Consider the following 12,982-nt stretch of genomic DNA (forward strand, 5'->3'; position numbering starts at 1 on the left):
TAGTGCCTGGTGATTAAAGATCAGTCGGATGCTGAACCTGGTATGCCGATCCATTTTCTCACCTCACCGGCTTTGGTACCACCGGCAAACTCTCATGGCCTTCGGCATCTACAGACTGCACAGCAAACAAATAATTGTCCTTTGAATAATTTAAGATTGCCTGGGTATCCGTCACATAGAATTTTTTCTCCCAATAGGGACTGATCGTTTCTCGCATCAGCACATAATATCCTGCCGGCTTTTTGCCTTCTTTCGGCGCCTCCCACTTCAATTCTGTTTTATTGCTAAGTCCGCTGGTTACTACGCCAACGTTTTGCGGTTCGGCGGGAGCAAGCGCCAGGCTGGCCAGAACAGAAAGGTTCATGCAGGCCACTTTCTGTGCATAGTTAAAATCAACAAAATCGGGTAAGTCGCCATAATCCACGCCGTTTTCGGTGCGGATGTTCTGATGCTGGCGGGTAAAGTCCTCGTTCATTTCGGTAACACGAATGGCCGTGTAGCCCTGTTGCAAAAAAGGTATATGGTCGCCGCCCCGCAGGTAGCGGTCGCGGCGGTAGATCAGTTTGACGTTCAGATTGTCAACATATCTTTCTGTGGTTTCCTTAATGTAACGGGCTAACTCACGTGAAGGGCTGTCATTTTCGCCGCCAAGTGATATGAGGCCTGCTATTTGTTTTTGATTAGCCGATGCTGCGGTAGGTACACCTTCGCTGAATACCCGTACGCTGGTATTGTCTTTCAGGTCATTATCCATGCCGTGAGTATTGCCAACGATATCATTATTCAGCATAGCGTCTATATTCCAGTTTTCAGCTTTGGCGCGTTTTGCAACATGTGTCGAACCATATAAACCCTGCTCCTCGCCTACCACTGCCATAAAAATGATGGTTGCCGGAAATTGTCTTTTGGCCATTACCCGCGCCAGTTCCATGGAAACAGCCGTGCCCGACGCGTCGTCGTTTGCGCCGGGTTCGTCGCCGGTGGGGTCCATCACATCCGACATGCGGGAATCATAATGCCCCGATACTACATATACCCTGGTATCTTTGGGATCAGTACCCTTCAATATAGCCAGTACATTTTTCAAATGCGCGGGCTGATTAACCCTTTCACTTTTCGGTTGGGTAAAAGTATCAAACTGTACCGTCATACGCCCATACGAGTCAGCTGCGTATCTTTCGTATTCAGATTTTATCCAATTGCGCGCAGCTCCGACACCGGTGGTTTTACTGACAGTATCGCCCAACGTATGGCGCGATTTAAAACTCACCAGTTTGCGGATGATCGCCTCGATGTTTTTGGCTGACACCTCGTCTGTCATCTGTTTGATGGCTGCGTCCTGCCGGATGGTGGTTTGCGCCATCGCAGGGGCCGTCATTATTAAAAATAGTATCAGCTTGTAATATTTCATCTGAGATAAATTAATTGAATATTCAAATGAGACACGAAGTATTGTGTCTCTACTGTTCTTCTATCTCCTGCATCACGTCGCCTACCTGCTTAAAATTACTGCGAACAAAATGGCACCAGTCGCATTCCTCCTTACCGCAACCTGTGTTAAAATCATGCGCCAGTATCTTTTGGTAGACCGTTCTGATTTGCCCACGAACGATTTCCATATCTTCCGTGCCGATCAGTATTTTCTCGTTAATGTATTCGTTTTCGCTTACAGGCTCAATAAAGTCAAATTGTGTTCCAGTCACCTGCCAATCCTTGGTACGATCATTTTCTATAAGCAATTTATAGAACACCGCCTGCCGCCAGTAATCGCCGCCGTTAGGTTTTTCCTCTGTGGGGCCTTTCAGTTTTTCCCTGGCGTTCCTGTACTTCCCTGTTTTATAATCAACCACCGTGACCTGCTTACCTGTAAATTCAACTTTATCAAGGCTACCCTTTACCGGCACACCGTCTATTTCGATGTTTTTGATCGAAAGCTCAACCAATGCAACTTTGTTCCATTGCACAATGTTCGTTTCATAAAATGCGGGCAATATCTTGTCACCATAATCCAGCCGCAACTTGAACTCGTCTTTTGTGAATGAATCCCGGTTGCGATACATGTAGGCCCTGAAATCTTTTATAAACTCTTCGGTAGTGGGAAACTCGTTGTCATAATCCTTCAGCTTGCGAAATGCTCTTTTTAAAGCATCGTGCACTGCCGATCCGAATGTGGCCGAAGGACTTTTTCCCGAAGGCACCCTGATGAGGCATTGGAAGTAAAACCGCAGCGGGCAATCCAGGTAATTACTAAGGTGGGTAACCGAAAGCGTATAATTTTGTAGCAGTTGGTCAATATAATTTTTGTCGATCAACTCCACTGTCGGCTTATCCTCCTCACTGAACTGCGTCATGTAAAAATCCAGCATGTCGCTTTCAGCAGGTTTTGGATGGTCAACCTTTAAATGCGTTTCGGCTAAGATCTCACCAACGAACTGCGATGCTTCCTGGTCTTTGCCATTTTTGTCTTTGGATGCGTACGAAATATTAAGATGTTGTTTCGCACGCGTAAGCGCCACGTAGAACAGGCGTCTCGATTCTTCCTTTTGGGCAATGTCATCGTCCGGCGCCAGTGTCAATGTATCAGGCAGACTAAAGCCAGTGTTCCGTCCTTTGCTGTCCCAGGTCTTCTTATCACAGCCTATTAAAAATACATGTTCAAATTCCAGGCCTTTGGAACCGTGTGCCGTTAGGAAATTCACACCGTTGTCCGAATAAATCACCTGCGTCAGCGGCAGCCTGATATTATTTTCTTTCATCAGGCCGATGATATTTACCAAATCCTTCACTGTTATATCGGGGCTCTTCCGGCTTTCATCTTTCAGAAAGTCAAAGAAATTAGTGAGCACCTGCATATACCAGCCTTTATCGGGCTGCTGCATAATATAACGGAGAATGCCCATTTTCGAGATCAGCTCCTGGAACATTTGCTGCAGTGTTACACTGACCGACGCCTTAAGCAAGTCGTCGATATAGGTCATCAGGTACCGCATCTCCTGGTTCTGCGGCTTGTCGAACAGGTTAGTTTGAGCAGGTGCGCGCAATTCGCTTATGTAACGTCTCAATGAGGTCTTTGGCTCCCCGTTATTTGACGTTTTGTAATTTTCTGTTGCTACCGCGATGCTCGCTTTGGCGATCTCAATCGGCGGTATCCCGAAGAAATCATAGTGCATCATCTCAAACAGCAATTCGTCACCACTATACGGCGAATCCATTTCCATGGCCAGGTAACGTAAGATATTGACGATCTTCTCGCCAAAAGGCAACGACAGAATGTCGATCTTCCGGCGCGTATTTACAGCGATCTTTTTAGCATCCAAATAATGCAGCAGTTCCTCCACCTGGCTGTGATTACGATAAATGACCGCAATCTCTGTAGGCGAAGTACCACCATCCACCAACTGTTTTATCTGTGTCGCAATGTGCACCATTTCCTGGGCCGGATTTTCGTATTCCCTTATCGCCGGGGCGACCGACAGTTCCCCAAATCTCATGTGCGCAGCCTGTATATCTTTATCCAGGTTAAGCTGCCCCGTCAGCCGTTCACGGTTATTGCCGATAAGCGCTTTTGATATATCCAGGATGTGCTGGTTGGAGCGGTAATTATGCTTCAATACAACCATTTCTAATGCCCCTACATAATCGTTGACAAAATCAATGATATTCTTCATGTTGGCACCCTGGAACTTGAAGATCGACTGGTCGTCGTCGCCAACCACAAATACGTTGGGCGTCTCCCAGTAATTCAGGAGAAACTTTAAAAGTTCATTTTGCGAACCACTGGTGTCCTGGAACTCATCCACCAAAATATACTGGTACCGTTCCTGGTACTTGCGCAGCATTTCTTCATTTTCGCGGAAAGCTTTGAGCACCCAAATGATCATGTCATCATAATCATACAATCCCCGGGTTTTCATTTTGGCATCGTACCGCTGGTATTCACTTACCGCAGCAAGCAGTTTGGTCATTACATCGCGTGCAGCATCTAATTCTTTCTGTTTCAGATCACCTGCCTTGATGCCTTTTACAGCATTTGCTCTTTTGTAAATAAATTCATCACGGTTTGGCAGATCGGCGAGATAATCTTCAACAGCCTTGCCTATCATCTCCTCGTTCCAGTTCTCCCGTTTCATGGTCGAAAACAGTTGTTTTAAACGTGGCACGTCGTAATAGATATCGCCGGTAAAGCGTTTGAGCAAATGGTCATTCGGAAAATCATCCACCAACTCCTGGAAAAGCGACACCGAATCAAGATCAGATAATGGCTCCAGGTTCAGCTTGCCGAAATATTCCAGGTTTTCCTGTATGATCTCGTTACAAAAAGCATGGAAAGTATAAATGTTCACCCGGTATGCTTCCGGGCCGATAAATTCGAACAGACGCTTGCGCATGGCCACGGCGCCTGCATCAGTATAGGTAAGACATAATATCTCGTGCGCACTGGCGTCGGTCTCCAAAAGTATTTTCCCGATACGGGCCGCCAGTATCTGCGTTTTGCCCGTTCCGGGACCAGCCACTACCAGCACCGGACCTTCTATTTGGTTCACAGCGGCCAATTGCTCGGGGTTCAGCCGGGCTAAAGCCTCCAGGAATTTTTCGTTATATTTATTGGGAGTAGATTGCATATTATATAAGTAAAGATAGGTAAAAGAGCCAAGCGGAGGCGCAAGTTTTTGCGGCTTTACTTTAACGTCACCCCACTTCCCGAAGGAAAATACTGGTTTATCCGCACCGGCGATTTACCTTTCGGATCGATCAATCTTGTGATCACCTTCACTGCCGAACGCTGCATTTCATCGCTCATCTGGTAGCCCGCTATTAATGCCCCGCTTTTTTCGATGCCCGGTAATCCAGCTACAGTGTATGGATTGGCAAAAACGCAGATGACCGAATGCTGGAACGACGCCAGCTCGGAAATGAACAATTTTACCCCGTTACTATAATCCAGCTTGCTTGCAGGGCGCGGGCGGGTGTCGTTAATACTTACGAAAATTTGATCATACTGCCTTAGTTTTACCAGCAGGTCGAGTAATTGATCGGCTGATGTAGCTTTACCTACAATATACATATCGCTGTTCAGGTACCACCGCTGTGATAGTTCCTGCTGGAATATCGTCGGCTGGGTTACTCCGACACTGATAACAGCTGTTTTTTGAAGAGGATTCAATTGGAGTGTGGATCCGTCCCCTTTCAGCAGGGTCACTGCGTTGTCGCATAGCTGCTGCACCAAGGCCTTTGCGCTCTCGCGGTTAAGACCCTCCACGAGGTGATCTGTGGATACGTCTTTGTAATGGTTCAGCCCCGCCCAGTATTTTGCCGCAAGTATCTTTTTTACCCGTGCCTCAAACTCTTTTTTAGTAACCCCGTCCTTCCTGATCGCTTTTTTGATCAAACCTATCGCCCGTTCCGAATTTTCTGACAATTCGAGAATGTCATTACCGGCCAAAAACGCGCGGACATCGGCCTGCCCGTCGGGGAAATATTTCAGTACGCCCTTCATTTCCATCGCGTCAGAAACAATAAGCCCTTTAAAGCCGAGTAAATCCCGCAGATCACCAGTTACTATAGGTTTAGATAAGGTAGAAGGCAGATTCTTGGTTGAATCAAGCGAGGGGATATCCATATGAGCTATCATTATACCGCTAATACCCGCTTTTATAGCCTGGCGGAAGGGGTATTCCTCCAGGGTGTCCAGTCTTTTCCTGTCAAAAGGCAGCAGGGGCAGATCGAGATGCGAATCGACGTTCGTATCGCCATGACCGGGAAAATGTTTGGCAGTAGTTAATATGCCGCCGTCCTGCATACCCTTCATATAAGCGATCCCTTTGGCAGCAACGTTATACTTATTATCGCCAAAGGATCTGAAATTGATAACTGGGTTATCGGGATTATTGTTCACATCCATATCCGGCGCCAGGTTCATCTGCATCCCCATCCGCTTAAAGTCGTAGGCAATAAATTGCCCCATCTTATAAATAAGGGTATTATCACGTATGGCCCCAAGCGTCATCTGGTATGGGTAGGAAATAGTAGAATCGAGCCGCATACCCAGTCCCCATTCGCCATCCTGTGCAATAAGTAACGGCACTTTGGCCAACTTTTGGTAACGGTTGATGAGTTGTGCCTGCCGAACGGGCCCGCCCTGGAAAAACACCAGGCCACCCACCTGCTCGTTCTTGATCACATACCCGACGGAGTCTTCATAAGCCTGCCCTCTGTCGGTATGCGCCCGCACAAAGAACAACTGCGCTATCCGCTCCTTTTTGCTGAGTTTACGGTAAACCGAATCGACCCAGCGGTTTTGCCGGCCAAGCGATGCTATATAACCCTGTTTTTGCTGGCCCATAGCGGGGATGGCTATCAGAGCGAATAAAGCGTAGATAAGATACCGGAGAAGTACTTTCATAAACTTCAAATGTAGTTGAATTGATCGAACTTATCCACCCCGGCTAATTGTAACATTTTCAACTGAAACGAAAAAAATTGACACCCAAACTAAACCTTGACCGTTCTCCATCACTCTAAAAACAAACATTAACTTATAAAACGATTTATTGTGATGAAACGAATCTTATTCCTGGCGATATGCCTGCTAACAACCGGCACCGTATTCGCTCAAAACTATTACACCCCGCGCCGGGTGCATCGCCGCCCGCCGCCTGCCCGCAGGTTTGGTGATTTTTATACCCCGAAAGTTGGTATTGAAGGTGGTTTAAGTATTGCCAATACCATCGATTCCTACGATGCGGGTTATAGTACCGATAATATTTTAGGTTTCCATGCAGGCATCTCGGCCACTATACCGCTGGTTTACCCCTTGTCGTTCCAGCCCGAGGTGCTTTTCTCGCAGAAAGGATATAAGGGCTACACTTCCGACGGAACCTTTACCCAGCGCAATAACTACATCGATGTGCCATTGCTGGCCAATTTCAGACTGGTGCGCGGACTTAACTTCGTTGTCGGGCCCCAACTGAATTTCCCGGTATCAAGTACCAGTACTTTTAATGATGGATTTAATGTATCGTCAGAAACTTACTACAACAGCAATTACAATAAGAGCTATGTTGCCGGTGTAATAGGGCTTAGTGTCGATCTGAATCCAAATGTGTACATACAGGGGCGCTATGTGCTTGATCTTAGTTCGAATACCTATGACGAAAATTCCCCCATACCCGATTATCGCAACCAGGTTTGGCAGTTCGGTTTAGGTATAAGATTCCAGTAAAAATCTGCTAAAAAAAGACGTCCAAATCAATCAGGGCGTCTTTTTTATTTCAGGGTATTTGGCTAAATACCGCGCTTATATCATGGTCGAACTTCTCCTTCTCATGGTAAAGCACTTTCCTGTAAGGTTCAAAATCTTTTATTAACTTATCATAATTTACCAGGCATTCGTTGATACGGTTTAAAATTCCCAGTATTTCATTGGTGTTTTTTTCAAAACGATACTTTTCAGGGATCGGCATATCCTCGGCATAAGCCGCCGAGCCTGATTTGCCAATGATCATGCAGCAACGCATGATACACGCCTCGCGCGGCATTCTTTCCTTACCGGGGTGGTAGCCAAAGTCGATATATAATTTTGCCCGGTTCATCCAACCGGCAACTTCTGCCGGACTCATCCCACTTAAAGGTTTCCAGTTTAGGTGCCTTGTTTGGGCGATGATATCATCAAGGAACACATCATTCTTTTTTGGATTATAGATAATGATGTCCTGTTTTTCGGCTTTTTCATCAGTTCGCTCAAAAAAGGCATCGTTCATGTAATCACTTATCTGGCCAACCGGCTCAATCCCATTTTCGCGGAGATGGACCATAGAATAATAAGAATGCCCGATATGCAAAACGTTCTTTTTCTTCAAGCTGTCGAATGTGGCTATCTTAAATGTCCCAAACAGGACACTCAACCCTAATGATTTCCTTTTTTTGCGCTCATGGCGCGCTATCTGCTGATTTAAAATGATATAATAATTGGCTACACTTAACCACCATACTACCTTACGTACTTTACTGAACTTTTTGCAGAAAACAGATGAAAGGTGAGTCTCGGGTATGATCAGGACGTGCTCCCGGCTATTTTCAGGCTCATTTACATACGGCACATCGTATTTTTTATAATTTTCGTGCACGAGCCCGGTACTTTCAGGAGAGTGGTAATAATACATGAAAGCATTAAACCCCAAAAGGATAAGATGATGCCCTAATTGGTGCAACGCCTCGGGTCCGCCGGTAGCAACGCCGGCAGGGCAGGAAATATAGATCTTACTGCCCGGAAAACATTCGATCTTTTGCAATGTTCCGCTCAATATTTTATAATGCTAAACACCAATAAATAGAAATCAATCAGGTTTTCAGCTTAAGCCGGTAGCCCTTTTTAGGTTTAAATATCTTAGTATATTGCCTCACTAAAAACAATACAAGGGCTATATTACCAAAAAAATTAAACAAACGCACTCCTGAAATATAAAATCGCGTGATAGTAGTTCCCAGGAACCTTGATCTGAAAGCCCTGCGATACTTCTTAATAAGGTCTTTTTTCAGCTGATAAAATGTATCATCAGCATTGCCGTCACTCTTGTGCATCAACTTGAAGTCTATCGCATAGCTGCTATAGCCCAAAACATCGGCTATTAGGCATATGTCGGTTCCATACATGTGAAAGCCTTGCAGATCAGCCGACAGGGCAAGGTTAGCCGCGCTTTTTACAATAATAAAATTTTCATCCAGCGTCACCGTTTTTATAGGCAGATGTTTGTCTTCCAGCAGGTTTCCGGTTCCCTGGATAACATTCATAGCGGTATACTTTAGATTTACGCCGCCGGCGTTACCAAGTAAAGCCCAGTTAGGGTCGGCTTGCTCTATTTCCCCGATTCGCTCTCTTAAGTCGCCAATGTTATGATGGTTTATCAATATATCCTGGTGGCAAAGAATTATATATTTGCCGCGCGCTTCACGCAAAAAACGGTTCAGCCCGCCAAAGGCCTCAAAAGTGTTCTGTTTGCTGTTATCGACGTACAAAAATTCACATATATTTTCGGTAAAACCCGATACAACGAAAGACGCTTTCATTTCCTCGTATTCGGACAGATCGGTAACCAGTGTACATACCGAAAACTCGTATTCAAATATTTCCTTCCGCTCTATTTTTCTCGATCGTATCTGCTGCATACAAGCATTCGTTATTGAAAAGTTTGCATATCGATCAAACGCCTGTAAAGGCCGTTTGCGTTCATTAATTCCAGGTGTTTACCCTGCTCCACAATCTCTCCGTTGTCAAGTACAACTATTGTGTCTGCGTTTTGGATGGTGCTTAAACGATGGGCTATGATAAGCGACGTGCGATTTTTCATCAGGTTATTCAAAGCATCCTGCACCAGCTTTTCGGATTCGGTGTCCAGCGCCGACGTCGCTTCGTCCAGCAGCATGATGGGCGGGTTACTTAGTACGGCGCGGGCTATGCAGATACGCTGCCTTTGTCCGCCTGAAAGCTTGGCCCCCCGGTCGCCAATATTGGTTTGATAACCATTTTCCGACTCCAGTATAAAACTATGTGCATTGGCTATGCGTGCGGCCGCTTCAACCTGCTCCTGTGTGACGCCTATTTTGCCGAAAGCGATATTATTAAATATAGTATCATTAAATAATATCGTTTCCTGGTTCACAATGCCCATAAGCGAGCGCAGCGACTGCATCGTTACGTTCTGTATATTATGATCGTCAAGGTATATCTCTCCCGATTGCGGCTCTATAAAACGGGGAATAAGATCCATCAGGGTCGATTTACCACCGCCGGACGGTCCTACCAAAGCTACAGTTTGACCCTTGGGAACAGTTAAATTGATTTTTGAGAGGATCTGCTTCTCTTCATAAGCAAAAGATACATTTTTGAAATGGATGCCTTCGTTAAAGCTTTTGACCTCAATTGCATCCGGAGCGTCTTTTATCAACGGTTTTTCGTCAATTAAAGCCAGTACGCGCTCACCTGCCGCAATACCCTGGTTAATATTGCTGAATGAATCGGATATAGCCTTTGCCGGACGTGTCAACTGCGAAAATATCCCGATATAACTTAAAAAGCTGCCCGGGTCCAGTTCCTTACTATGACTTACAATGATAATGTACCCTCCATATAACAGGATGAACGAGATCATGGTGACCGATAGTATTTCAGATATTGGAGATGCCGCCTGCTGACGTTTGGCCATCGACCGCAATATCTTACTATACCGCCTGTTTTCTGTATTAAAACGTTCCTTGATAAAATTGGTAGCGTTAAATGCCTTAATAATTTTTATCCCTGACAACGCCTCATCGAGGTAGCTGATCATGGTACCATACGATTGCTGGGCACTGGTGGCTTGTCCACGCAGTTTTTTTACAATACGGGCGATGATAAATGCCGAAACCGGGATAACAAGTAATGAATAAAGCGTAAGCTTAGTTGAGATGGAGAATAAACCAATGATGTAAGAAATCATGGTGAGCGGTTCCTTAAAAATAACCTGCAACGTTGATGTCACAGAAAACTGCACCACCTGAACGTCAGAAGCTACTTTAGATACAATGTCGCCCTTGCGCTCGTTATTAAAAAAGCCAAGGTGCATATCTATCACATTATTAAAAACTGTTTTTCGCAGGTTTAACAGGGTGTGAATACGAAGATTCTCCATAATGCGGGCAGACAGATACCTGAAAACATTTGCTAGAAAAATACCGATGACAATGGTAACACATACAAACTTTAGCGCACCCCATTGCCCATAATGCTGAACAAAATAGCTAAGGTAATATTTGAACCATCCTGTTGGATCCAAAGAGCTGGGACGAGCCGCTGGCAACGAGGCCGGACCTAGATTGAAATTGAACAATGTATTAAGAAGCGGGCCTAGCAATATCAGCACAGTGGTGATAAAAACTACATACAGCAGAGTAAATATGACGTAGGGAATAGCAAACTTTTCAATTGGTTTAGCAAAAGATAAGAGCCTGAAATAAGTCTTCATCCAATAAAAATAAGTTGCAAAGCTAATAGTAATTAGGCAAATATGAGCCTTATGGCTTGAACCTGGTTATTTCCTTTTCGGCCACCGATGCCCTGATCATGCGTACCATGTCGAAAAGGCTGATAACACTGTTATGTTTTTCCATAAGCCTGCTAATATCTTTTTTACTTTCCTTTATTGCCGCGCCGCTTTTGAAAAGCGCCCTGTAACTGTTCCATATCCACCATTGCCCCGCTAATAATTTCGGCAAAAGGTCGATAAGTGTTACCTGGCAATACCAGGCAAACGATGCCAGCCCGTTCAAATGTATGGCGTGGAAGTAAAAACGGTTCCGGTAATAAACGCCCTTTACCCACCTGGCGGTACTGTAATTTTTTGTACTGGCCGACAACTGGTGGCGGCATACCGACTGGTGCTCATAATAACATTTCCATCCCATCCGCCAGGCACGTAAGCCTAATTCGATGTCCTCGCAATAAAATGGCGAAAATAATTCATTGAAGCCGCCCAGTTCTTTAAGCTTCACTGTATCGACCAGCGCATTGGCACCTGACAAGTAAAACGTATAATACCAATCGGTATTATTTTGGTTATAATAAAAATAATCTGTTTTCAGTTTGAGTCCGTTAAACTTAGGTATCCGCGCCGCATCCTGAATACCATCACCGTCCATATCAATGATCCGGCCCATGACGCCAAAAGTATCAGGCTTGTCAAAATACTTCCATTGCGCTTCAAAATACCCCGTTGTTAGCTTTACATCAGAATTTAGCAGTAATACCACGTCGTATTGTGCAACTTCAATACCCCGGTTACAGGTAAAAGAAAACCCCCGGTTCTCCGGATTGGCAATGAGTTTAATTTTCGGGTAGTTTTTTGTAATAAATTCGATAGAATCGTCCTTTGAATAGTCATCAACCACAATGATCTCGTAAGCCATTCCGGCCTGCTCAGCAACCGCAACGGTTATCGGCAAATATTCTTCAAGCAAATGCCTGCCGTTATAGTTAGGTATAATAACCGAAACGCTTTTCTTATTCAACGAGTGCTATTTTATGATGTTGTAGTTTTTATATTCACTTACCCGCCAGCCGGTCGTGTCCTCGATTTTTTGAAGCAGTTTGCGCCTGAAAGGCATTTTCTTTTCAAGTGTGCGCGTATCAATATCCAGCTTCCAGTTTGTTGCATTTATACGCTTCTGCATCACAGCCGGGTGGGTTCCGGTAAACGGCACCAACCGGTCGGCATTTTTATAGTCAAATTCAAAAGTCTCCGGCAAATTTTCGGCCAGCCAATTGTCATCGTGATAAAACTGGTTAAAATTCCTCAACTTGCTTTTTAAACCTGCAGGCGGTTTCACCCACCCATAATGATAAATAAAAGCATCGATCAACTTCACGTTCAATTTGCGCCTATCGATACGAAAACCCTGGGCATCGCGATAGGAATGCACACCGTTTTTGTTTCTTAAAACCCGGATCTCGCGACGATACCACCTGCGCGAATGTCCATAATAGTCGTATGAGCCGTAAAAATGCAGGTATTTAAATAGTAACCCTTCAATGCGCTCATCTGTAAGATTATCCTCCATTTCCTGTTTTATAACGGGAAGATATTTCTCATGTACACATTCATCACCCTGGATATAAAAGGCCCAATCGGAATCGGGAGAAATGGCGTTGAATGCCTTATCTGTCTCTGCGGCAAAAACAGCGCCACCTTCGCGCAGGGTCTCATCCCACACAGTATGAATGACCTTTATTTTAGGGGAGCCGATGCCTTCGATCAGTTTTTCCGTACCATCATCCGAATTGCCTAAAGCGACAATAAATTCATCGCACAACGGAAGGATAGAGGTAATGGCCTCAACAACAGGGTAATCATTTTTTACCGCGTTCCTGATAAATGTAAAACCTGCTACCTTCATTTAGGGTTATTTTGTTTTTAAATTACCGGCAAATATAGCTTTCCGTATTCCATTT

At 44.9% G+C, this 12,982-nt stretch carries 9 protein-coding genes; 1 reads left to right on the plus strand and 8 read right to left on the minus strand.

The window, feature by feature from the left end; all coding sequences use genetic code 11:
- Positions 1 to 58: 58 nt before the first annotated feature.
- Genes FRZ54_RS00930 through FRZ54_RS00940 form a run of 3 tightly spaced genes read right to left on the minus strand, consistent with a single transcriptional unit; the run spans position 59 to position 6,403 of the window.
- Positions 59 to 1,411: a M28 family metallopeptidase gene (locus FRZ54_RS00930; protein ID WP_228462592.1), complete on the minus strand. Its 1,353-nt coding sequence runs from the start codon at positions 1,409 to 1,411 to the stop codon at positions 59 to 61.
- A gap of 49 nt (positions 1,412 to 1,460) precedes the next feature.
- Positions 1,461 to 4,622, minus strand: coding sequence for an ATP-dependent helicase (locus FRZ54_RS00935; protein WP_147029783.1), 3,162 nt, complete (start codon positions 4,620 to 4,622; stop codon positions 1,461 to 1,463).
- Positions 4,623 to 4,678: 56 nt separating this feature from the next.
- Positions 4,679 to 6,403 (minus strand): glycoside hydrolase family 3 protein, encoded by a 1,725-nt coding sequence (locus tag FRZ54_RS00940; protein WP_147029784.1) that lies wholly within the window; start codon positions 6,401 to 6,403, stop codon positions 4,679 to 4,681.
- 153 nt (positions 6,404 to 6,556) lie between these two features.
- Between FRZ54_RS00940 and FRZ54_RS00945 the strand changes: the two genes are divergently transcribed.
- A complete protein-coding gene (locus tag FRZ54_RS00945) occupies positions 6,557 to 7,222 on the plus strand; it encodes a porin family protein (protein ID WP_147029785.1) in 666 nt (221 codons plus the stop codon).
- Between the two features lie 49 nt (positions 7,223 to 7,271).
- Here the strand turns inward: FRZ54_RS00945 and FRZ54_RS00950 are convergent, their stop codons facing one another.
- From FRZ54_RS00950 to FRZ54_RS00970, 5 genes are read right to left on the minus strand one after another with little or no spacing between them, the layout of a single operon-like run.
- Complete coding sequence (locus FRZ54_RS00950) at positions 7,272 to 8,303, minus strand: hypothetical protein (RefSeq protein WP_147029786.1); 1,032 nt, start codon at positions 8,301 to 8,303, stop codon at positions 7,272 to 7,274.
- Positions 8,304 to 8,340: 37 nt separating this feature from the next.
- Positions 8,341 to 9,165: an acyl esterase gene (locus FRZ54_RS00955; protein ID WP_147029787.1), complete on the minus strand. Its 825-nt coding sequence runs from the start codon at positions 9,163 to 9,165 to the stop codon at positions 8,341 to 8,343.
- Between the two features lie 11 nt (positions 9,166 to 9,176).
- Entirely contained in the window at positions 9,177 to 11,000 is a 1,824-nt protein-coding gene (locus tag FRZ54_RS00960) for an ABC transporter ATP-binding protein (protein WP_147029788.1), read from the minus strand.
- Positions 11,001 to 11,049: 49 nt separating this feature from the next.
- A complete protein-coding gene (locus tag FRZ54_RS00965) occupies positions 11,050 to 12,042 on the minus strand; it encodes a glycosyltransferase family 2 protein (protein ID WP_147029789.1) in 993 nt (330 codons plus the stop codon).
- A 6-nt stretch (positions 12,043 to 12,048) separates the two neighbouring features.
- On the minus strand, positions 12,049 to 12,927 hold the full coding sequence (locus FRZ54_RS00970; protein ID WP_147029790.1) for a glycosyltransferase family protein: 879 nt from the start codon (positions 12,925 to 12,927) through the stop codon (positions 12,049 to 12,051).
- Positions 12,928 to 12,982 lie beyond the last annotated feature (55 nt).

Origin of the sequence: Mucilaginibacter ginsenosidivorans, assembly GCF_007971025.1 — a bacterium.
Classification (GTDB): domain Bacteria; phylum Bacteroidota; class Bacteroidia; order Sphingobacteriales; family Sphingobacteriaceae; genus Mucilaginibacter; species Mucilaginibacter ginsenosidivorans.

Bases quoted from the DNA above. Each gene is read 5' to 3' on its own strand.
- FRZ54_RS00930 (WP_228462592.1), bottom strand. From the start codon at position 1,411: ATGAAATATTACAAGCTGATACTATTTTTAATAATGACGGCCCCTGCG.
- FRZ54_RS00945 (WP_147029785.1), top strand. From the start codon at position 6,557: ATGAAACGAATCTTATTCCTGGCGATATGCCTGCTAACAACCGGCACC.
- FRZ54_RS00970 (WP_147029790.1), bottom strand. From the start codon at position 12,927: ATGAAGGTAGCAGGTTTTACATTTATCAGGAACGCGGTAAAAAATGAT.
- FRZ54_RS00940 (WP_147029784.1), bottom strand. From the start codon at position 6,403: ATGAAAGTACTTCTCCGGTATCTTATCTACGCTTTATTCGCTCTGATA.
- FRZ54_RS00955 (WP_147029787.1), bottom strand. From the start codon at position 9,165: ATGCAGCAGATACGATCGAGAAAAATAGAGCGGAAGGAAATATTTGAA.
- FRZ54_RS00935 (WP_147029783.1), bottom strand. From the start codon at position 4,622: ATGCAATCTACTCCCAATAAATATAACGAAAAATTCCTGGAGGCTTTA.
- FRZ54_RS00960 (WP_147029788.1), bottom strand. From the start codon at position 11,000: ATGAAGACTTATTTCAGGCTCTTATCTTTTGCTAAACCAATTGAAAAG.